The 23,697-nt window shown below is 44.2% G+C and carries 19 protein-coding genes; all 19 read left to right on the top strand.

The annotated features are described in order from the left end of the window. Window positions 1-14: 14 nt before the first annotated feature. Entirely contained in the window at window positions 15-1,274 is a 1,260-nt protein-coding gene (locus tag MHI12_RS25345) for a hypothetical protein (protein ID WP_405170667.1), read from the top strand. 32 nt (window positions 1,275-1,306) lie between these two features. After that, on the top strand, window positions 1,307-2,341 hold the full coding sequence (locus MHI12_RS25340) for an SAF domain-containing protein (RefSeq protein ID WP_353884242.1): 1,035 nt from the start codon (window positions 1,307-1,309) through the stop codon (window positions 2,339-2,341). A gap of 14 nt (window positions 2,342-2,355) precedes the next feature. Continuing rightward, window positions 2,356-3,039: a hypothetical protein gene (locus MHI12_RS25335; protein WP_405170666.1), complete on the top strand. Its 684-nt coding sequence runs from the start codon at window positions 2,356-2,358 to the stop codon at window positions 3,037-3,039. A 1-nt stretch (window position 3,040) separates the two neighbouring features. Beyond that, window positions 3,041-3,880 carry a hypothetical protein gene (locus MHI12_RS25330; protein ID WP_017692338.1) on the top strand — a complete coding sequence of 280 codons (840 nt, stop codon included), beginning with the start codon at window positions 3,041-3,043 and terminating at the stop codon, window positions 3,878-3,880. Window position 3,881: 1 nt separating this feature from the next. After that, window positions 3,882-5,789 (top strand): ATPase, T2SS/T4P/T4SS family, encoded by a 1,908-nt coding sequence (locus tag MHI12_RS25325; protein ID WP_076210954.1) that lies wholly within the window; start codon window positions 3,882-3,884, stop codon window positions 5,787-5,789. Continuing rightward, complete coding sequence (locus tag MHI12_RS25320) at window positions 5,786-7,858, top strand: hypothetical protein (RefSeq protein WP_405170665.1); 2,073 nt, start codon at window positions 5,786-5,788, stop codon at window positions 7,856-7,858. The genes MHI12_RS25325 and MHI12_RS25320 overlap by 4 nt, the downstream gene beginning before the upstream one ends. An 18-nt stretch (window positions 7,859-7,876) precedes the next feature. Then, the gene (locus MHI12_RS25315) at window positions 7,877-8,368 is read left to right on the top strand and encodes an ABC transporter permease (RefSeq protein WP_405170664.1); all 492 of its coding nucleotides are present in this window, start codon (window positions 7,877-7,879) and stop codon (window positions 8,366-8,368) included. Window positions 8,369-8,412: 44 nt separating this feature from the next. Further along, window positions 8,413-8,793, top strand: coding sequence for a hypothetical protein (locus tag MHI12_RS25310; protein ID WP_405170663.1), 381 nt, complete (start codon window positions 8,413-8,415; stop codon window positions 8,791-8,793). Between the two features lie 13 nt (window positions 8,794-8,806). Beyond that, window positions 8,807-9,355, top strand: a complete 549-nt coding sequence (locus MHI12_RS25305; RefSeq protein ID WP_405170662.1) for a hypothetical protein — start codon at window positions 8,807-8,809, stop codon at window positions 9,353-9,355. Further along, window positions 9,342-10,325 (top strand): hypothetical protein, encoded by a 984-nt coding sequence (locus MHI12_RS25300; protein WP_145153658.1) that lies wholly within the window; start codon window positions 9,342-9,344, stop codon window positions 10,323-10,325. Before MHI12_RS25305 ends, MHI12_RS25300 begins: the two co-directional genes overlap by 14 nt. 30 nt (window positions 10,326-10,355) lie before the next feature. Next, entirely contained in the window at window positions 10,356-14,360 is a 4,005-nt protein-coding gene (essC, locus tag MHI12_RS25295; protein WP_405170661.1) for a type VII secretion protein EssC, read from the top strand. Between the two features lie 127 nt (window positions 14,361-14,487). After that, window positions 14,488-14,760: a WXG100 family type VII secretion target gene (locus tag MHI12_RS25290; RefSeq protein WP_405170660.1), complete on the top strand. Its 273-nt coding sequence runs from the start codon at window positions 14,488-14,490 to the stop codon at window positions 14,758-14,760. Window positions 14,761-14,831: 71 nt separating this feature from the next. Then, a complete protein-coding gene (locus tag MHI12_RS25285) occupies window positions 14,832-15,581 on the top strand; it encodes a vWA domain-containing protein (RefSeq protein WP_145153652.1) in 750 nt (249 codons plus the stop codon). Window positions 15,582-15,599: 18 nt separating this feature from the next. Further along, on the top strand, window positions 15,600-15,881 hold the full coding sequence (locus MHI12_RS25280; RefSeq protein ID WP_405170659.1) for an EsaB/YukD family protein: 282 nt from the start codon (window positions 15,600-15,602) through the stop codon (window positions 15,879-15,881). Between the two features lie 37 nt (window positions 15,882-15,918). Continuing rightward, window positions 15,919-17,277: a protein kinase domain-containing protein gene (locus tag MHI12_RS25275; protein WP_405170658.1), complete on the top strand. Its 1,359-nt coding sequence runs from the start codon at window positions 15,919-15,921 to the stop codon at window positions 17,275-17,277. Window positions 17,278-17,298: 21 nt separating this feature from the next. Beyond that, window positions 17,299-18,108 (top strand): hypothetical protein, encoded by an 810-nt coding sequence (locus tag MHI12_RS25270; protein WP_405170657.1) that lies wholly within the window; start codon window positions 17,299-17,301, stop codon window positions 18,106-18,108. Next, window positions 18,109-18,384: a WXG100 family type VII secretion target gene (locus MHI12_RS25265; protein ID WP_076210980.1), complete on the top strand. Its 276-nt coding sequence runs from the start codon at window positions 18,109-18,111 to the stop codon at window positions 18,382-18,384. A 17-nt stretch (window positions 18,385-18,401) separates the two neighbouring features. Beyond that, the gene (locus tag MHI12_RS25260) at window positions 18,402-18,761 is read left to right on the top strand and encodes a WXG100 family type VII secretion target (protein WP_405170656.1); all 360 of its coding nucleotides are present in this window, start codon (window positions 18,402-18,404) and stop codon (window positions 18,759-18,761) included. A gap of 12 nt (window positions 18,762-18,773) precedes the next feature. Beyond that, window positions 18,774-23,675 carry an RHS repeat-associated core domain-containing protein gene (locus MHI12_RS25255; RefSeq protein WP_405170655.1) on the top strand — a complete coding sequence of 1,634 codons (4,902 nt, stop codon included), beginning with the start codon at window positions 18,774-18,776 and terminating at the stop codon, window positions 23,673-23,675. The last annotated feature ends 22 nt before the right edge of the window (window positions 23,676-23,697 follow it).

Raw genomic sequence — 23,697 nt, 5'->3', positions numbered from 1 at the left:
TGGAGGCAAACATAGTGAATGCGGTTATCATTTCCAGTAAAGCTTCTACGCTAGTACATGAAGCCATAGGGAATACAGATGTTAGTTTTGAAAAAGTAGGTCGCTTTGAGAGTGGCCAGTTTATCGAATTTTGCGAAGCTGTAGCTAGAATTAACATCAATGCATTTATAACTGATCTAGACTGCACCGATTCAAATACTTTTCTACGTGGAATTAGTCAATATCGAACAGTGCGTTCAAATACTCGGATTATTGTCATTGCTCTTGATCGTTATGAGGATGACGGAGTCGTTCATGAATTGGCAGACATGGGGATCAACGTTGTTACAACCTCGCCAGGAACGAAGCCAAAGTCCATTATTCCAGCACTGCGCAATTTATTGCCAAATCAAAGCGAGGTAACTGGAAATGGACAAGAGGATTGGGAATCAACAGATTCTGATCTTGAAAAGATAAAGGATCGCATTTATCGATATACAGCGAAATTAACCTCTGCAGGCAGTTTTGACTCATCAGATGTCATGGATTTGGAACTTCCAGATGTACCGATTCAAGAAAGAATCATTCTTAAAGATCGGATCATCGGAACCATTTTAGTAGCAGTTATGGGCGTTGAATCTAAAGTCGGTTCAACTCATCAGAGTATATTAATTGCAAACTATTTAAAACGTAAAGGCTACTCAGTAGGTTTAGTAGAGGCAAATAGTTCAAGTGACTTTACAAGTATTGAGAACGCATATGAAGGAACACAGGATTTCAAAAGCAATAACATTCACTTCTCTATAGAGGGCGTGGAGTATTACAAGAATAATAACAAATTGGATATTAACCATCTGATTACAGCAGGACATGACTACTTAATTTTAGATATCGGGAGCTTTGAAGAGAGTGACTGGAGTAAAGAGTTCTACAGAGCGAGTGTAAACATTGTGCTGGGTGCGGGTAGCGAGTGGCGACAAGGGAAAATTAGAAGATTTAGAGATTTACATAAAAAAATGGATCAGTCTAATTGGGTTTATTGTGTACCATTTGTTGAAAATCTCAGTATCCAAGATATTCGAAAAGATCTTCCAGGGAATCTCGTATATCGAATTCCACCACATGCTGATCCCTATAAACACCAAGGAGATACAGACTCGGTATTAAACAAGTTGATGAAAAGCTACATGGGGGACTCTAAGAAGATATCTTCAAAAGCATTATTGTATGGTGTCCTTGGACTGTGCATCGTTATTATTATTGTTTTGATTATATTATTGGTCGTGAATAATTAAGTTTAATCATGTTGGATTGAGAGGAGTTCGTTATGTCTAAGATTCGTTTTAGGCAGAAGCAGTTGCTTCTGTCCGCTTCCATTGGGGGGGCGATCATTTTATTTGTTTGTGTTATCGCTGGCTATTTTATTATTGACTATATTCAAGGAAGATATGTTGAGCGAACACTTCAGATTGAGCAACAACTTCAAGATGCACAGAAGAAGTTGAATGAAGATAAGATGAAAGTGATCGTACTGAATGATGATCATAAGGCCGGAGATTTAATTACAGAAGATGACGTGAGTTCTCTAGTTGTACCGGTTAGTACGGTACCCCAAAATACAGTAGAGCAAGCAGAGATTGTAGGGAAAAGGATTAAGATTGATGTTCAGAAAAACTCTATTATCACCACACCAATGTTGTTTGAAGATGGAATAACACCGAATGACCTTAGAAACCAAGAGTTTAGTCTAGTACAGCTTCCTTTAAAGTTGAAAAAAGATGAATTTGTAGATGTTCGGATTCGTTTTGCAACAGGTCAGGATTACATAGTACTTTCTAAGAAAAAAGTAGAAGATTTAAATAATGGAACAATATGGTACAAAATGACTGAAAAAGAAATTTTGACGATGTCAAGTGCTATTGTAGATGCTTACATCAATGATGCCTCTATCTATGCATTAAGTTATGTTGATCCCTACATGCAAGATGGTGCAATCATCAACTATCCATCTAATCCTAAAGTATTGGATCTCATTGAATCTAATCCTAATATTGTTGGATTGGCAACAACGGCTCTCGAACGACAAGTAAGAGCAAAATTAGAACAAGATCTTCAGTCCATGAGTGATGAAGATAGACAAAAGTATATCAGTGGACGGAATACGACGGAGATGAACTCAAGGGAGTACATTACTGAGACAGAAGGACAAGGGAACGGAACAACATCCCAGCAAGATAATTCTCTGATGAATGAAAATTCAGAGGATATGAATCAGCAAAGTAATACTGGAAATACACCAAATTCAACTTCAGACTCAGGTAGTATTTTCAATGATAGCAATACACGTGAACCTGCACAGTAAATAAGGAGACCAAGATGAAACAAATACTTGTTATGGGCCACTATGATAAAACGGATTTTATGATGTACCTTGGTAAATTGTTGTCAATGGATCATCGGGTTCTGATTGTAGACGCAACGCAAAATAAGGATTATGAGTTCGTATTCCCTAAAATTGATCATTCTCTCACGATGAACACTCATGATCAATTTGATGTTATGGAAGATGTCCATTCATATGAGGACCTGATGCATAATCTGGAAGAACAGAAATATGATTTTGTACTCATAGATTGTAATGACGAGGCTTCGTTGGTTGATTGGCCAGAAGTGGATTTTGTTTATGTTGTGACTTCCTATGAGAATCCCGTTATTCAGAAAAACGTTAACCTTATTCGCGCGTACTTCCAAGGAGAAAAGTTATCTTCTGTTAACCTTCCGGTAACGAAAGTTATTTATGAGGTTAGTAATCATCTGGACGAAAAATATATGGATAGTTTGCTGGATGAACTACCTTTATTGTGGAAAGAGAGTCTTGTTTATTATCCTGATGAACGTGATCAGACACTGAAGATTATTAATCAATATAAAAATACAGTCATGGTCAAACGTATGTCCAGTTCATACAAACTAGTCATTAAACAGGCGGTAGAGTTCATCCTTGGGTTGGAAACGTCAAAAGTTAACGCATTATGGAAGCGGGCCGAAAGGAGTAATTAACATGGGTAAAATTGCATTATGGGGTATGCAGCATGGATTAGGCGTAACCAGTGCAACCGCTGCTTTGGCTGCATTTATCGGGTTGGAGTATGATGTGAGAACTTTAGTATCTCAGCCGCAGCGGACGGACGGGGATATGGAGCGGTTTTTCAATAAAACAATTAATCAATATAATCGGCAATTTTTTGCCATTGGTGGATTGGGGCTCGACTCATTAGAGCGTGTTGCGAAGAGCAGTAAGCTTGAACGCAATAGTGTTAAAAATTATACATTAATGGTAGAGCGGAATCGTTTGGACCTTCTTTGGGGAAGTGAACGTCTTAATCGACCACAACAGGGTTCGATCGAAGCTGTGAATATGGTATTTCGTATGGCGGCAGAATACTATGGCATTTCACTTTTGGATGCTAGAAGTGGGCAGGATAACGAGGTCTCTAACAGCCTGATCAGGGATGCAGATTTGGTGGTTATCTGTGTGAATCAAAATATAAGTGTACTAGAAAAATATTTTGACAATCAAAGGAAGCATTGGCCAGAGGTACTTGAAGAAAAGCCACATCTGCTTCTTATGACGCAGTATGATCCTATGTCAAAATATAAGATCAAAAATATAGCCAACAAGTACAAGCTCAAAGCTCCTATATTGACAATTCCCTATAATACAAGCTTCAAAGATCATTTAAATGATGGTGACATTAAAGGTTTCTTTGCTAGAAATCGATTTGTCGGCAGCAGTCATGAAAATCATTACTTCATACAGGAAGTTGGCCGTGCTGCAAAAACAATACTGCATGAGATTGGGATTAACACCAAACTGAAGCGAATTGAAAGAGGGAATTAAGATGGGACTGAATTTCACCATTAATTTCCTCGCAATTGTTTTGATTGTAGCTGTTTTAATTGCGTATTTATTCTTGAAGCTGAACAGAAAACCTGGTCAGGTTGGAACACGTCAGAAAAATGAAAATGAAGAACGGTTCCAATTTGATTATCTTCTTGAATACGTTAAAACCATGATTAATGAGTACGTAAACAGTAACTTGTTGGATATGGGAATGACAAGCGAGGAATACAATCGTCGTCTGGGAGTTGTAGCTGAGCTAAGAAGTGCCATGAAAAATGCGACTTCAGGTGACATACAAGAGAAGATTTATCTTAAGCAATTTATATCTGATCTTTTAGAACGTAATTATGGTTTTAACGATGATAATATCGATAGAATCATTCCTTTTGAGGATGAAGATCAATTAACACAACAAGATAAATTTGATATTTTGCTTCATTTATATAAAAAGAAGCACGGATTTCAAGGTCTATCCAAGTTAATCGATAAGTATCAATTGGATCAACCAAAAAAAGTTATTGAAGATGGAACGGTAGATTCATATGTAATTACGGGTGATGAGATTGACTCCATTTTTGTCAAAGAAGCACGTGGTGGTTTGGAGTTTGATGATAAGTTAGCTATCGTTGTGCAGCGTGTATACCAGCATTATAAAGGGTTTGGCGTTATTGACGAAATTCGTGATATGTCAATTGATGGCGTATCTGGTGGGGTATCAGGTGTTCCTACCAATATGCAGATTGTGGAAGATGAGATTTCATTACTGCAAGGAATGAAGCAATATAAGTATCCAGGGTACCAGAGCGTATGGATTTTCTTTCGAGGTAAATCTATACATTTATCGTTTTTAAGTTTTGAAACTGACCTAGAATTGAAAAGGGTATGTCAGAACATCTATAAGTATGACAATCCAGGTCAACTAACGGAGACGAACGGTTTTAAAGTCAATGAAATGAAAGATGGATCAAGGGTCGTGGTTGTTCGACCGCCGTTTGCAGAGAGTTGGGCATTTTTTGTTAGGAAGTTTGATCTACCTAATATGAAATTGGATCATCTGATCTCATCCAAAGATGCCGTAAATGCTGAATTAGCTAGAGATATGATTAAGTACCTGATGAAAGGTGCGCAGGTTACTGCATTTACTGGACCTCAGGGTTCAGGAAAAACATCTTTGGTCATGGCCTCAGTTAAATACATATATGCTACGTTAACTTTGAGGATTCAAGAGATGACATTTGAGCTGCATCTAAGAAGACTATATCCACAACGTAACTCACTAGCATTGCGAGAAACCGAGAATATTGCTGGACAAGCTGGACTAGACCTTCAGAAGAAAACGGATGGTTCTGTAAATATTCTGGGGGAGGTCGCTACCGACCCCGTGGCAGCTTGGATGATTCAGATGTCGCAGGTAGCAAGTCTGTTTACGATCTTTACACATCATGCGACCTCTGCACGTGAATTGGTATGGTCTTTGCGGAACTCTTTGCTCAAAACCGGTGTGTTTCAAAATGAACGCATTGCAGAAGAACAGGTGGCAAATGCGGTGCAATGGGACGTTCACATGCGTAAGGAAATGAATGGTAAACGTTATATTGAGCGAATCACAGAGATTACACCTGTTCGATTTGAATCGGATACTTTGGAGCATGAAGAAGTGTTATCTAAAGATGATTCTATTGAGAGCAAGTTGGACGCTTTGGTCAATCTTCAAAGAGAAGTGTACAGAAGAAATAGCGGAAGAGTATGGAATGCACGAAATATCATTGAATACCGTAATGGTGAATACGTTGCTGTGTCTCCAATCTCTCCTGAAAAAATCGAAAAAATGTTGTTTAACATGAACGAGGAAGATCGTGAGAACTTCGGGCAGTTTCTGAATGCGCATTGGGGGCAGGCTCAATGAATAAATGGATATGGATTTTTGCCATTGCGGGCGGTGCTCTGCTTATTTCGGGCGGAATACTTCTTTATCTTATTCTCAAAGATCGCAAGCGGAAGAAGAATCGTGAGAATGTATGGCCTTCTTCTAAAAATGTAACAGGTAAAACACCACGACAATTGTTGGTGTTTTACCAGAAATCATATCATCAACTGATCAAGGTTCCGATCGTCAAGTCACAGATTCTGAAGATTCGTAAACGTCTGACTGCGATCAACACCTACGATGAGTACTCATTGCGTAAAGAAACGATGCGAATTACGTATTTGACGCTAGGATCTATCATTATTGGTCTTATTGTACTGGCAATAATCAGTAAAAGTTGGATGGCATTATTCTTTGGAGCATTGGCAGCTATCGTTATAAACGAATTGTGCATTGATATTTTTGTGAACCGGGTTGAAGATCGTCTGTTAAAACAGTTCTCGAACGTTCTGGAGGATGATCGTCATCATTATCAGGAAGTGCGGATGGTTGATGAGGCTTTGTACCAGGCTGCACAATCGTCACCACATGACATTAAGCTCCAGACGGAGAGGATTCACGAAGTATTAACATCCAAGGATCCTGCTCGAGAGCTGGAAAAATACTATGCGGTTGCGCCTAACCGTTATTTAAAAGTTTTTTCCGGAGTGTCTCATTTAATTATGGAGTACGGTGACCGCAACGTTCAAAAGGGCTCCATGTATCTGAATGCCATTAATAAATTTGTGCAAGAGATCAGATATGACCTGATGAGAAGGCAAAAATTACGTTACAAATTAGGCGGATTGACCTTACTTGCACTTATTCCAATCCTGCTGTCGTTTCCGTTGCAACGTTGGGCGGAAAACTATTTTCCAATTACGACAGAGTTCTATGACAGCAGAATTGGTTTTTTAGTTCGAATGTTCATATACGCTTCAGCTGTAATCTGTTACTTGCTAATTCGTAAATTATCGGAGAATGATGAAGCCAAATATGTAGCTAAAGGTCCGCGAAAAGAGTGGGAAAAGAAAGCATATTCTTGGTCTTGGGTTAAGTGGATCGTGGATCGTTTGGTCCCATCTCCAAATACGAGGAAGCATCATCGAACCAACATGCTCCTCAAAGAGGCAAACTCTCATCTAACATTGGAATGGTTGTATATTCACCGAATCGTTATCTCTGTCTCCGCGTTTATTGGTGTAATTGTGTTCTCTGTGTTTTTACATTACAACAGCGTACACCATATCTTCAGCAAACCGACGTCAGAAGCAACGAACATTCTTGGATATATGAATGCGGATGAATTGGAACGTGCTAATCAGGTGACGACAATGGACAACCAAATTATCGAAGATCTTCGGACAAATAAAGATTTGACGCGAGAACAGGTTGTTCAGTCCATAGAAACTCATTCAAATGAGCCATTAACAGATGTGGCTATGAATAATACTGTCAATCGGATTATCGGTAAAGTAACTGTTGTGAACAACGAGTATCTAAAATGGTGGGAACTCCTTATCGCTATAGGCTTTGGATTTACAGGGTATTACATCACCATATGGATTTTACAATTTCAGCGTCGGTTACGCGCATTGGAAATGCAAAATGAGGTGGACCAGTTCCATGTGCTTATCTCGATTCTGTGTGAATTTGAACGGATATCTGTGGAGACCGTACTTGAGTGGATGGAACGATACAGTATCATTTTCAGACCAGCACTGCAAAAATGTCTACTCAATTATGATAGTGGTGCAGAGGAAGCCTTGAAAATGCTGAAATCGGATGCGCCGTTCGATTCGTTTGGTAGAATCGTGAAGCGTCTAATGCAAGCGGTAGATAAGCTTTCGTTACGTGAAGCGTTTGACGATCTGGAGATGGAACAAGAGTACTATGCTGAGCAGAAGAAGGAACGCCTTGAGCGTTTGATTCGAAAGAAAACATCGTATGGCAAGTTATTTGGCTGGACACCAGGTGCACTGCTGATTGCACTATATCTGGTCTTCCCATTCCTTTACATGTCATTCAAACAACTAAGTGATATATCAACACAATTACAAACCATTTAAGAGGGGATTGATTTTTTCATGGAAGAAAATACAGGCGTCGGAATACGGGTCGCAGCTGGGATATTCCTCACCATTATGTTGATTACGATTGTAGTTATTATTACGATCTCGTCGCAGGATGCGGCGAAACAAGGACAGACCAAGATGGCTGCGATTACGACGCAGTTGTCGGATACGGAGTACAATACTTATAACAATACAACATTATCTGGAAGTCAGGTTCTTAATGCAGTTCGTCAATATATGAATCAAGATGAGTTTGGAATTCAAGTAATAACTGGTAAACAATATGCTTCAGATAATAAGACTAGTGGTACGTTTTATGGTCAAAAATTTAATGTTGAGGGCAGTGTAGTTAAGACTATGGATAGTTATTCTAACACAATCTTAAGTAATGCTGAAAAGCAATCCCAGCCAGAATATATCAATCCCAGTGGTAAGTTTATCTCATCAATACTAAGAGATGATAACAATATGATCAGAGGGATCAAATTTGAACAGGTGAGATAACTCAATTTGAAATATTATTTTAAAGATTAAGAAGGAGGTCTCCAATGAGCGAAACGATGGAAAAGTTCATACTGGTCGCAGCTGAAATCAGCATTCTGATCGTTGCTTGCATGTTCGCTCTTGGAGGCATTCAGTCTCAGGATGCGGCAGTTAACGTTACGCATAAATCCGCAGTAAATGAAGAGCGAAGGTTGTTCACAAGTCTTGAAATTACGGAGCAAGTTACCTATACGGGTGCAGAGGTTCTTCAAAGCATAAGACAAATGAAAACCTTGGATGCCAATATTCGTGTAGTTAATGAATACTTCTATAGTTCAGATGATATTGAAAGTATTGATGTATCAGGAGTCGATCTCAATCGAACCTATGTTGTTTCATATATTCGAGACAGTCAAGGCAAAGTACAAACCATTGTTTTTACATAAAGGGTGAGCTAGTGTGGAAAACTCTTTCTCCAAAATATTAGGCATTTTCATTGCCATCGTGTTGTTATTCTTGTATCCGTTGTTCCAACAGGCTCAAAGACAAGATGATTTGTCTCAGATCGTTATCCACTCAGCTGTGACTACATTCGTGGATTCTGCTAGAACCAAGGGGTATATCACTCCTGAGATGTATCTAGAGTTTAACCAAAAGCTCGGAGCTACGGGGAATCAGTATGACATCCAGATGGAACATTTACACAAGAAATATAATCCGGAATATACCGATCCGGCTAATCCGGCTACATTCCGTGATAGTTTCACGACCTACTTCGATGGTCATTATAATCAGGAAATTATGCAGAGATTGTTTCCGAATAGTTCAGCATCTGATCTGAATCGTAGATATGTCATGGCGGTAGGTGACTTCTTCACCGTGAAAGTGAAAAATGTTAATCGTACTATGGCTACAATCCTTAGTGATGTTTTTACTGGAGGCATCACGGACGGCAACGTTAAGGTCTATGTTCCTTACGGGGGAATGGTAATCAATGAAGATTACTAATCTGGCAATATTGTTTATCTGTATCTTTGTCCCTTTTTATCTAGTCATGGATTTTCGAACAGGAGACCAAAAAACGGCTCAGGCCTTATCTGATCAATATTCAGCTTCACTGCATACTGCAGTCCAGGATGCTTCTCAGATGTTAAATATGAATGTACTCCAAGAATATGAGGCGGGTTATCAGTCGAGAAAATTCTTCTTTGCGAATAAAGAGAGAGCGCTGGACACTTTCTTTCGCACACTCTATTTGAATTTTGATGTTGTCAATGACCCTGTTAGACAGGGAGCTCTTGCGGGATATATTCCAGCAGTTGCCGTCATTGATTACGATGGCTATGACTTGTACGCAGTGGATGAGTACAGGGATGCCAATAGCGAAAGGGTATTCAAGCATATGTGGAGACCGAAGAAACCATATTCGTACTCGGACGACAGAGGAAACAGTATTAATTTCACGTTGGACAGTTATGTATATGCGTATGATTCTTACGCAAAGGCTTGGGTTGAAGGGTTCCGTGAAGATTTGGAGGGCACAACCAACATTCCTTTATTAGACAATGCAGCCAATTTTGAAGCGATGCGAAAGAGCGTCATCGTGAAAAGTATTCAACAGGATCTGGCTTATTATATAAACAAACATAATGAGTACGCGACTCGGTACGGAGTCCATTATACCTTTAGCCTTCCACAAATTTCACAGGAAGAATGGATCAACTCCATCGATGACATTGGAATTATGGCATTTATCCAAGGAATTCCGATAGGGGACCAATTCTATAACAACTATGCTCTTGGTGGAGGCCGACTGGTCAAGAAAACAGAGATTAAAGGCGCTGTCGATCTGACAACCGGTATTAAATATTATTACCCTAGTACGTGTTCTTATGGTTATCGGGAAGATGAGACCTTCTCAAGTGAAAGAGATGCAGCAGCAGCAGGTTATTATCCGAAGGGTTGCATGAATCGCTAAAAAATACGTTGAAGAGGAGGCAGACTGAGCATGTCCCATTTTTTCTATAAGAGATCGCCTAGGATTATTAAGGAAACATCGGGAGAGGAAGTGGAAATTTTCTCCCCGCCCTCACTTCCTCAACCACCACAATTGAACATTATCTCGATTATGGTTCCCATCATGGTTACAGTTGCAGGTGGGGCGGCAATGATGACTTTTTACCAAAGTCGGGGGAATGGGCAATTTGTAACCGTACAGATGATTTCCCTCTGTATGATGGTTGTTTCATATTTTGTACCTGTACTGGTTCATTTCCAGAATAAAGCAAAGCATCGCAAGAAAATTAAAGATCGTGAACGTTTATATGACAATCACATTAATGAGAACAGGGAAACGCTGCAGAACTGGAAGAACGAATTGATTTTGAACTGGCACCAAACCCATTTGGATCCACAATTTTGTATCAATACGGTCAAGGAGCGAAGCTCTTCGGTATGGGAGCGAATTCCGCAGGATTTTGACTTCTTGAAAGTCCGCGTCGGCATTGGAACCGTGCCAAGTAACTTCGATATTACGATACCTAAGCAAAATGGAGTCGAGAAGGATCCTATGCTTGAAAAAGCGAGGGAAATGACGGAGAAATTCACTACAATTACGAATGCTCCCGCCCTGTTGGACTTGAGTAAATATCGCATTATCGGACTTGTTGGGAACGAAGAAGAACTAAATATGTTCTGTCGTACTGTTGTGACCCAACTTGCGGCACATCATGCACCTGACGAGCTTAAAATGGCCGTATTTATGAATAAGATGCAACGAGAAAATTGGGACTGGATGAGGTGGATTCCGCATGTGTGGAACGACACCCGTTCGGGCAGATATCTGTTCGAAGAACGTGGATATCAACCTCAATTGATGGAGCAATTATTTACGATGTTACAGCGTCGCCAATGGTTGAACAAGGGGGAGAAAGCACTCCCGTTTTACGTGTGTTTCCTGCCGTTCATTGAGATGCTGGAGCATGAGCCTATTCTTCCTTTGATGATGAAGAGCTCGGAGGTCATTGGCGTCTGCAGCATCGTACTTGCACCGAGCAAAGACGTTCTTCCGAAGGAATGTGAACTTGTTATTGATTTGCATTCGGCTGAAGGGGTCATGCGTTCAACGAATGTAACGGGTGGTTCGGCTGGCGATGCTACCTATGCTAAGCCTAAGGATGAGGTTCCATTTGTACAACCTTTCAAATCAGATCAGATGACACTGGAACAAGCAGATCAATTTGCACGTCAGATCGCTCCGTATCGGATCAAGCGGAATTCTGCGGATGAGATTGTCAATGTGCTGACGTTGTTTGAACTATTTGGAATACAGAATATTGAACAGTTTCAGGTGGAAAACAATTGGCAGAAGTCACGTTATCCCAATACCCTGCCTTTCCCTGTGGGTGTTAGAGGGGGGAAAAAGCCGGTTCTGCTGAACCTTCACGACAAGATCGAGCGTAAAGGACATGGTCCTCATGGACTTATGGCAGGAACAACCGGTTCAGGTAAAAGTGAAGTTATTCAATCCATTATTGCATCACTGGCGGTTGAATATCATCCCCATGATATGGCGTTTATGCTGATTGACTATAAAGGTGGGGGCATGTCCAACACGTTCCAGGAATTGCCTCACGTTATTGCCACAGTAACCAATCTGGAAGAAGAAGGGTTAATTGAACGTTCTAAGGTTTCTCTTAAAGCCGAGCTTAAACGAAGACAGCGGTTATTCATTGCTGCTGGTAATGTACAGCATATTGACGAATATTATCTTACAGAGTGGAAAGAGCGGGATCCTCTCCCGCATCTATTCATTGTCATCGATGAGTTTGCACAACTGAAAAAAGACCAACCAGAGTTCATGAGTGAACTCGTTTCCATTGCGGCTATTGGTCGGACATTGGGTGTGCATCTGCTCTTGGCAACCCAGAAACCAGGCGGCGTTGTAGATGATAAAATCTGGAGTAACTCCCGTTATAAAGTTTGCCTTCGGGTTCAGGACGAAAGTGATAGTCGGGAGATGATCCGGATTCCGGATGCTGCTCATATTACGAACCCGGGTCGTGGTTTTCTACAGGTCGGCAGTAATGAAGTATTTGAATCCGTTCAATTTGCATGGAGCGGTGCTCCCTATAGACCAGATCAAAGTATTACGCAATCTGATCGCAATATGTATGCTTATGAATTGGATGGCCGCAAGACCAAGTTAAGAGACCAGCTGGAGTTGATTCAGGAAACAAAACCTTCTGAAGAAAAGACGCTCAGTAAAAAACAATTAAACGTTCTTATTGAGCATATCGCGATGAAAGCGGAACGCGAAGGTATTCAGCGTCTACCAGGTCCTTGGCTGGAGCCGCTGCCTAATCATCTGACCTTGGAAGATCTGGCTGTTAGTTCAAGTGAACCAGGTAAAATTTTGAATCCACAGGTTGGACTTATTGATGATGTAGTGAACCAAAGACAATTTCCACTTCGGATCGATCTGGAATCAGGACATTGGCTGATATATGGTATGCCAGGTACGGGGAAAACAACATTTATCCAAACCTTGCTATATTCACTGGCAATGGAAACGACACCTAATGATGTGAATATCTATGCGCTCGATTTCGGAAGAATGCTGAAGGATTATACACTGTTGCCTCATGTAGCGGATGTCATTCAGGATGATCAGGAAGAAAAGATGAACCGATTGTTCAATTATCTGGAAGAGACCATTAGTAAGCGGAAAACACTGTTTGCTGAAACAGGAGTGAAATCCAGACTGTCTTACTGTGCCGAAACCGGAAATACGCTTCCAGCCATACTTGTTATTATCGATAGCTATGTTAGTTTCCGAGGACAGTTCGAGAAGCTTCATGAGAAGTTGGATCCGCTTCTACGTGAAGGACCAGGATTGGGTATTTACTTTGTCGCTACGATCAATCGGATCTCCGATATGTTGGAACGGATCCGTAGTAACTTCCCAAATGCTGTCTCATATATGCTTGCAGATGCAGCGGACTATAACTATGCCGTAGGAAGGCTGACCAAAGCACCAACACAGATGCCGGAAGGAAGAGCCTTTGTGAAGGGAGTAATCCCCCCATACGAGTTCCAAACGGCGTTATCCATTAATGCGGTGAATGAGTCTTCCCGTGCCAAGTTATTGCGTGAACAGTTTGCAGTACTTGACGCTGCTTGTACGACGCCTAAACCGGAGTCTATTCGAGTGCTGCCCGAGATAATAACAATTCCAGAAGCGACAGGTAATCTGGATCTGGCTTCTAGTCCTGTTTTACCTGTGCACATGAATATTGATAGCTTGAACATGCTCGGCTGGGATATGGAGGCAGATGGACCATATTTCATGGTGGCAGGGAGAATGGAATCTGGAAAGACATCGCTACTTGTTACGATTGGCATAATGTCTGCTATGAAGTATATACAGGAAGAGCTCGAACTCTATCTGTGTGACTTTAGACGTACGCCGCAAGGACTGGGAGTGTTGAAAGACCTTCATCATACGGTGGCATTTGCAACCAATGAGGCCACGATGGAGGAAATGATCGAAGCTCTCCGTACCAAACTGGAAGAGCGAGTTGCTGATCCGGATGAATTTGCTCCTAAAATGGTGCTGATTATTGACGATGTTGATTTCATCGCGAAGCGTATTTCTCGAACAATCACAGGGCATCTGGAATATATCACCCGAAATGGACGGGAGCATGGGGTGTATATCATTGTATCCGGACAAGCCAATGCGATCAATCGTAACTATGATGATTGGCTTAAAGACATCAAATCTGCTCAGATTGGCTGGTTATTAGGCACAGCTGAGTCTAATGACGCCGAGTTATTCAATATCAAAGTTCCTTATGTTTCTGGCAGCCGTTTGCTACCAGATGGAGAAGGCTTCTATGTTAAACGTAAGTTCGTAAATGTTAAAACGGTGCATGCATTTGCTAATGGTGTTGCACAGATTGAAGAGCAAGTAGTAGTACGAAATGAAAACTCGAATCTTGTCGCAAATTAAGGTTGGAAGGAAAAAAGACTCATAAATGAGTCTTTTTTCCCAAAAAATGTTTGGCAATTGTATAGTCCATTGTATACAATAGTAAATGGTTAAAAATTATAAAAATGGTATAAAGGGGAAGATAAGAATGGCAAAAATTAGAATTACACCTGAAGAGATGGATCAAGCATCTAACAAGTTTAAAGATGCTCACCAACAAAGTTCACAGCTCAATCAGCAGTTAAATTCTTTAATGCAAACTCTGCATGGAGAATGGGAAGGTATGCAGTCCCAAGGATTTTATCAACAATATGATCAGCACAAGAAAACAATGGAGTCGTATATTGTAATGCTAGATATAGTTTCCCAAAATTTACATACGATTGCAGAAAACTTTAGACTTGCAGATGAAGCAAAATAGTTACATAAGAAGCCAGGTGAACTTACCTGGCTTTTTCTATATCCTGAGTATGAAAAGGTGAGGTTATTCCTATGAGTTATTCAGTACATGCGACGGGAAGCACCCCCGCTCTACTAATCTATTTAATTGATATTAGCGGTTCAATGACACTTGAGCTTGAAGGGCAACGGAGGATGGATATCGTTAACGAGGGACTTCAGACGATTATTCGCCAGATCGTCTACCGATCAACGAAAGGATCAAAAGTGTCTCCTCGTTATCGAATCGCGATTCTTGCCTACAGTGATGAAGTATACGATCTACTAGACGGTGTTAAATCTATTGATCGTATTGCTAATCGTGGAAGTCTGCCACCGCTATACCCGAAACGATTCACAGACACGGCGAAGGCATTCAAACAAGCGGAGAAGATTATTCAGTCTGAGCTTCGTAACATGGAGCACTGTCCTGCCCCTCTGATCTGTCATATGACTGATGGCATTTACACAGGGGAAGATCCTGAACCGATTGTTGAACGGATCAAAACCATGTCTGTCCCTGATGGACAAGTGCTGGTCGAAAATATTTTTATTACAGAGGATGCTTCCACTAGCCGGATTCGGGATACACGAGCTTGGAAAGGTATGATGCCGGATTCCTTCGTGGTGGACCCCTATTCGGAGAAGTTAAAACGAATGTCTTCGGTTGTACCCGAAAGCTATCGCGAAATGATGATGGAATCCGGATATTCGATTCAGAAGGGTGCACTTATGATGTTGCCTGGTACAAGTAAAGACCTAATTTCACTAGGGCTGCAAATGTCTGCTTCCACACCGATGTAACCGTAAGGAGGAGAACACATGGATCGAACATTATTGACTTTAATTATTGATGCTACTGGTAAAAAGACAGATATAGAGCTTCCTAATACGATACCTCTGCATGAATTACTTGAACCCATGCTCAAAGGATTAAATGAAGGTATGGCCCTTACGTTTCAAGCATCCAACTATCGCTACTATCTTAGCAGTGATGGAAGCGAGTGGAATAGCATGGACCTTCAGCAGTCTCTGGAGGATGTAAAAGCAATGGATGGAAGCTATCTGCGCATTGAGCAGGTTAGCTCCTTCTCAACAATATAATTTCGAATCATTTTTTGTGCAAAGGGGAGCAAGAATCGTGTTTCCACCTGATATAAATACAGAACTACGAATCAGAAACCAAGTTTACAGACTGGTCCAGCACCCTCAATTCGAAGGCATGCCTTATGGTCAGGAGGGCAGGGAAGGCACAGTATACAAGCTTATTAACAGCTCGGGAGAAAACAGTGCCTTGAAGGTGTTCCGCCCAGCCTTCCGACAGCCCTCTGTCATGAAGTTAACAGAGCTCATGGCAGACCTCACAGTCCACTCGGGACTGAGCGTATGGTCACGAACGATATTGAATCCGATAGAAGATATGGAGTTGCTCGGACAGTATCCTGAATTACTTTACGGTGCACATATGCCATGGATTGATGGTGTGACATGGAGTGAATTAATGCTTGGCCGAGAAGCATTATCTCGGGAACAATCAATGAAACTGGCAATGGTTCTGGTATCTACCATGGCTGTATTGGAGCAAGCTGGCATAGCCCATGCCGACTTGTCAGCTTCTAATCTGCTGATCGTCAACTCTAATCAAGAGGCGGAGGACATGTCTGTTGAATTAGTTGATGTGGAAGGAATGTACGCTAAGCAATTGGAGGAACCCGATAATCTGCCAGAGGGTGCAACGGGATATACCGCAACTTTCCTTAGAGAGTATGGGGACTGGAGTCCTCTTGCGGATCGATTTGCTGGTGGAATCCTGCTTGCTGAGATGCTGGCTTGGTCGAGTACAGACATATGTAAGCAAGCGTGGGGAGATAGTTATTTTGATCCACAAGAAATCCAGCAACATAGTGAGCGCTATGTACTTCTTCAAGCGACGCTCGAGCAGCAGTATGGCCCTGAAGTAGCAGCGTTGCTAGACCGGTTGTGGAACGCAGAGCAACTACAGCAATGCCCAACCTTTGGAGAGTGGCAGATTGCACTTGCTTCAGCGAAGCAATTCGTGCAGCAAGAGGTGATTTCAACATCTGAAATGGAAATAGAGTTGGAGCAATCAGCAGAGGAATCTATTCATTTGCCTAGTGAGTATGCTGTTAACGCTTTGAGTCACGCCCAAGAGAATCAATTGTCTCGAGCTCGTCAATTGGAACGTCAGGGGAATCTGACATCGGCCTTCTGGGAATATGGCAAGCTGATTGAGCAATTTAACGATCGTTCGCCATTTCATGTTGAAATCTTTATTGCCATGGAGCAGGTGCAAGAAGGCATAGATCAGACTGTTTTTAACCCTGAACCTAAGCAGACCCTGGTAAAAAAAGGCTGGAATCAACTGATCCAACAGAATAAACAGTCTGCCTATGACCGTATGTGGATCTATGTTATAGGTGGTTCAGTTGGTGCACTGATTTTTGCGCTGATTATTTATGTTATTGGTCTATTTAAATAGTGTTTGAAGGAGTGCTTTATCTTGGAAAATGAATTAACGGAAGAGTGGTCATTCCAACTCTCTCCTGAAGAGTTTTTCTTCTTGACTCAGTTGGTAGGAGTCCGTCATATAGCTAACTTTAATGATCCTTATCGCGGGTATCTGGCTAAGGAATTGGAAGCGGAATATAAGGTGATTGAAAAGACATTTGTGGAGAAAGGGTATCTGGTTCCGAAGCAAGAGGGGGCTGGCTATGATATGAATGAAATGCTCGGCTATTGCATTGCTGCATGCGGCACTGCCGATGTGATGCATGTGAGTAAGAAGATTGAAGGCACTGGAAAATACGAAGGTCTTTACTATTTCACTCCTCGAATCGTTGTTGAACAAACAGTAGATGAATTAGGAGGTATCGTCCTTGTTCCTGTGGCAGATGCCCAGTTAACGTTGGAAGCTATGAAGGGGTTCTTTCCGCTGACACTTCAATATAAGAGTGCAGCCAAAAAGGCGGTCATCAAAGACTGCACGTGGGATCAATGGAATCAGCTTACCGAAGTAGACCAGCGTAATAGACTGGTTCAAGCAGGGCATACGGAAGAACAGGCAGAGCTTGCGTTAGACATCTTCAGTAATGGGGAGCGTTCAGGTTCCATGATGTTTATGAAGAGGCATAGACTGATGTGGCATCAGGAAGATTACCACTATGCGCAATGGGGAGACAAACTGTATCTGGCGGTTGAATTGACGGAGGGTACACTTCAATTCCAGCCATACAAGCCGGCGATATTGAAAAAAGCGTTATTACGATTTGCGGATCAAATCGAAAAACTGGATGGGAAAGGGGTCAAATAAATGGCAGACCGTATCAAAATTGAGCCTGAACGTATAAAGGAAATCGCTACACGATTTCTAGCCAGCAGTCAGGAAAGTATTGCTTTGTCCAGAGAACTGAAGTCATTGATCGATGGAATTACGGGGGAATGGGAGGGGAAATCTCAAGAGCGTTTCTACTCCTCTTACAAAGATGCACATGCTCAACTGGAGAGTGTATCTACTGTGCTAAAGGATGTAGGGGACGAGCTTAAAGCCATTTCGGAGAGATTCAGTAAGGCAGATTCATTAAAGTAAAGTAAGGAGATGTACATATGCCAATTCGGCCTGACGTCGGTAAACTGCAGAGCATTGCCTCCAAATTACGCAGCAACAGCAATAAGCTGGAGAATGAACGCTCCAGTATCAATAGTAATGTCCAGTCCATGATCTGGAAGGGTAGAGTATATCAACACTTTATGGATGATTTCAGGGATACAACTCAGCGGATGAGAACAACTGCGAATGATATGGAACAATTCGCACGCCGATTGGAAGCCTTAGCCAATCAGTTCAGGCAAGAGGACCTTGAAGAAGAGCGTAGAGAGAGAGAACGCCAGGAACGTGAGCGTCAGGAGCGCGAAAGACAACGAGCAGCAGCCGCTGCAGCCACTGCTGCTGCGAAGAAGAAATAAGGGGGAAGCAATGTGAAATTGGAAGTCAGCCTATCTGACCTGAAGCGGACCTCAAAAAGTCTGAATGGTGCCGCGGATGAGATGGGGGATCTGCGTGCGGACCTGAATCGTTCGATGAACAGCCTCAGCTACAAAACCCTCAGCCAAGGCGGGGTCCAAAGTACGTTCACCCACCTGATGCGGGAACTGGACGGCTTGCAGAGCAAGCTGGAACTGCTGTCGGAGTTGACCCGGCGCAAACGAGAAGAATATGAACAAGCGGACAGGGACGGCAAAAAATTCAACTGGGGCAAGCTGGCTAGTTTCCTCACCTTTGCACTGGGGACGGTGCTGGATTTTACGCCCGTAGTCGGCAATGTGAAAGGTATTATTGAGGCTATAACTGGCCGGGATCTGGTCACGGGAGAGAAATTGGCTTGGTATGAGCGGGGACTCTCCGTTCTGGGGCCGCTGGGGAAGGGTCTAAACAAAGCTACTTCCCTTCTCAAATTTGCGGATGAAGCCACAGATGCAGCGAAAACCGTAGGTCGTAACGCGGGTGAAGTGTTCGATGCCGTGCCAACCAGCCCTAACAAGACGGGGGTACCCGGGAACTCAACTCGTGAAGCCGGGGAGGACATTGCAGGGGCGGCGCCGAAGTCGACCAAGGCAGGCGAAGCCCCCGCCGGCTCCAGGGATACAGGTGACGCGCCGATGACCAGTAACAAACCAACGGGCAAAGCAGACGATGCGCCAAGCGATGCCGGGTCCACACGCCATGATACGGGACTCACCGATGGGGAGAAAGCAGGCATGGCTGGCGTTGCAAGTACAACGGGTGCGGCTGCAGCCAAGATATTGGACAAAAAACCGAATACTGGAGGCGCCAAAGGCGTAGAAACGACCACGACGCCTAAGTCGAAGGATATCGAAACTTCGTCGCAAGTGCCCTCTACGGGACGAAACACCGAAACGCAGAACCCTCAGAAATCACATGCAGAAAGTAAAGTGGAGGATCCGATTCACGCAGCGACCGGTCATCAGTTTATGAATCACCGTCTACTGACGCTGCACGGAGCAGCCGAGTGGCCCTTCACCCTGATCTACCATTCGGGACTGTTGCAGCGGGGAGAGCTAGGCCCGGCTTGGACACATCAATATGGTCTGCGGTTAGACATCACTCCGAAGGATTCTCAGAGCGAAGCCGAAGCTAGTAATGCATTCCAACCCATCGTGGATGTCTGCTGGACGCCGGGACGGAAAAACCGATTTACGCACCAAGGGGACGGCCGTTACCGCAGTGATGACCTGGATGTGAACCATGACGAGCTGATCTACACCGAGCAGGGTTGGCTCTATACAGCCCGTAGTCCGCGTGAAACGTACCAATTCGATCTCAATGGCGTACTACTTCGCCACATCAACAAGGACGGATTGTCACTCGATCTGGTCTATGATGAAGAAGGAAAACTCCAGCAGTTGCAGGACCGGGTCACGGGACGTGCGCTGACACTGGACTACACCGCGGAAGGAAACCTTGCCGCAGTCAGGGATGCCTTGCGTGAAGCGACATTTGGCTATGATAGCGCAGGATTCCTGGTGCGTCTAACCGAACCGGACGGTACGATCACGGAAATGACCCATGACGGCGAAGGGCGTCTGATGTCGCTGAGCGAAGCTGGCGTTGTTCAGTTTACCAATACCTATGACGAGAAGTACCGAATCATTGCGCAAACCGACCCATCCGGTGTAGCAGGGCAGATGGCGTATGATACCGAGAGTCATCCGGGTCAGACGTGGACTACCGTGACCAATCGGCTGGGTCAGGCGCGCATCCTCGTGCATGATGACGCCTTACAGCTTCTCGAAGTGCATGCCGAAGATGGCGGTATGACTCGTTATACCTACACGCCACGAGGACAGATGGCCAGTGCGACGAATCCGCTGGGCGAAACCACGACGTATGTCTATGATGAGGATGGGCATCTGATCCGCGAAATCGACCCACTGGGTCATGAAACGGAATATCACTATACCTCACACCACCAAGTCGCGCGTGAAACGGATGCCGAAGGTGGCGTAACCCGCTACCAGTACGATGATCAACAACGTCTGGCCGAAGTGACCCGTCCAGATGGCAGTACAGGCAAGTGGACCTACACCGAAACAGGACAAACGGCCACGTACCAGGACTTCACGGGAGCCATCTGGACCTATGCCTATAGCGAGACAGGTGAGCTGCAGTATACGCTGGATCCCGAAGGTCGGCGTGTGGAAGTCGGCTTGGATGAAGCAGGCCGACTGGTCGAACTGAAGGATGCCGCAGGAAGTGTAAGTCGCCGGAGCTACGATGGTGCAGATCGCCTGACATCCGTCACCGACCCGCTAGGCCTCACGTGGCAGACTGAGTATGATGCCAGTGGGCAGCGCATTCGAGAGACCCGTCCGTCTGGAGCCTCTATGCAGTATACGTATACGCCGAACGGGGAAGTCGCCACTATCACCGATGCACTCGGTCACATCCGGCAGTATACCTATGATGCCGAAAACCGTCTGATCGCCGAAACGAATGCCCTCGGCGAAACCACGCAGTTATCTTATGACGCCGGAGGTCGATTGCAGACCGTGACCGATGCGTTAGGACACATCACGAAGTATCACTATGATGGTGCAGGTCGTCTGGTCTCCGTCATCGATGGCGAAGGTCGGACGGTCCAGCAACTGACCTATGATGCGGCTGGTCGTCCCGTGGCATGGCAGGATGGACTCGGCCACATGACGCGGCTACGGTTCAATGCCCTCCATCAACGCGTCGAAGATATTGACGCGGATGGGCATACCCGTCATTATCGCTACGATGCCGCGCACCGTCTGACCGAAGTTATTCAAGGCGAAGGCGCAGATGAAGTGACCTATCGCCAGACATGGGATGGGGAAGATCGTAATACGAGCTACACCGATGCCAGTGGAAACGAGACCCGTCTAACGTATGACCGCAGTGGTCGCTTGCTGCAGGAAATGAATGCCGCAGGTGCACGGACGGCGTACACCTATGATGACCGCGGTTGGTTAAGTACCAAGCTGGATGCCAAGGGACAGGAAACCCGCTACACGTATGATGCCGCGGGCCGCCTGATCCGGGCAACCGATGAAGCGGGCGAAATCGTGCTGAGCTACACGCCGGATGGACAGGTGACCCGTGTGCTGGAAGCCGAGCAGCATGAGGAACGAACCTACGATGCGGCGGGACGATTGCTCACCCGAAACGATGGATTTGGTCATCTACTGCAATATGCGTATGATGCGGCAGGCCGGATGACGGCGCTGACCTATCCGGATGGCAAAGTGGTGCAGTATCGCTACCAAGCCACGGGTGAGCTGGCAGAAGTGAAGGACTGGAACGGTCGCCTGACCCGGTACCGCTATGATGCAAGCGGGAAGCTCATCGACACCCGGCGCCCGAACGGCAGCCAGGAGCAGCGGGAATACGATGCCGCAGGCCAACTGACTCGCCTCACGGATACGAGCGGACAAGGCATTCGTTTACAGCAATTCAAGTACGAATACAGCCCAAGCGGCTTGCTGCTGAAGGAAGAGAACAAACAGTATACGTACGATACCTTGAAGCGCCTACGCAGTGGCGCTGAGCCAGGCCGTGTTGTACACTACACGTATGACCCATCCGGGAACCTGACAACCGAACAGGTAGGAACATCTGAAACGGAATCCACGAGTGTTTCGCCCACGCAGCATCTGCACTACACCTGGGATAACCGGCTTCAGCGGATAGGGGACTATCCGGTGGAGATTGATGCCAACGGTAATCTGCTGTATGCAACGGATGGTAACACCGCTTCCGCTTACGAATACGATGCCCGAAACCGTCTGGTGAAGGCAGGCAAGCTGAAATATCGCTACAACCCGCAGGGAGACCGGATTGAACTCGCGCAGCGAGGGCAAGTGACCCGTTATGTCATTGACGATGCGCATGAACTGAGCCGGGTGCTGATGGAGATAGACGGGGGAGGGAATGTGAAATCCCGTTACATCTATGGTCTGGGTCTAATCGGACGCGAAGATGCCGACGGAACGTATCTGAGCTACCACTACGACCTGCGCGGCAGTACGACGTTGCTAACGGACGAGCAGAACCGGGTGACGGACCGCTATACGTATGGATTATATGGCGAACTGGAGCAACATGAAGGATTAACCCAGCAGCCGTTTGCGTATAATGGTCGAGATGGGGTCATGACGGATGCTAACGGACTGTATTACATGCGGGCGCGGTACTATGATCCGAAGCTGAAGCGGTTCCTGAACCGAGACGTGATTCGTGGAGAGATTCAGGACGGGCAGACGTTTAACCGATATGCGTATGTGAACGGGAACCCGGTGAGTTACATTGATCCGCTGGGATTGTATAAGAAGGAAACGAATTCTGAGAGTACAGGTAGTTCAGATGATATTGTGGTTAAAGAGTATGGAGAATGGAAGAACGATCGATCTGGAAGTCAGAAGCATCATCTAAACCAGGATGCAGCATACGGTTCATCAATTCCAACTGATAGAGGTGTGACTATTGAACTTGAGGGTAACATCATTAGTGGACCTATCGGTACTCCACACTACAAGGCTCACCAAGAAATGGAAAAATTCTGGGATCAATTTAGACCAGCTACCAAAAAATATTCCGCAGGTGCACGTGTTGGTGAAATCCCAACAAATTTAGAATATACTAGAGCATTAAAAAGATCCTTAGAGGCAGCTGGTCTATCCCCTAATCAGGTGAAGAAAACTTTGCAAGAAGCAATTCATCAAAGAGTAAAGTATGGTTTACTTGGTGGAATGGACGCTCCTTTAAAGATTGGAAAAGATGGATCACCTAAGATTCCGGGTAGAATTTATGGTGTTTATAGAGATTATAAACCATGAGTTTTAACAATATTATTGGAAA

This window comes from Paenibacillus sp. FSL H8-0280 (genome assembly GCF_045040665.1).
In the GTDB taxonomy this organism is placed as follows: Bacteria; Bacillota; Bacilli; order Paenibacillales; family Paenibacillaceae; genus Paenibacillus; species Paenibacillus xylanexedens_A.
The sequence above is the reverse complement of the archived record's forward strand: the minus strand, read 5'-3'. Positions and strand labels throughout refer to the sequence as shown.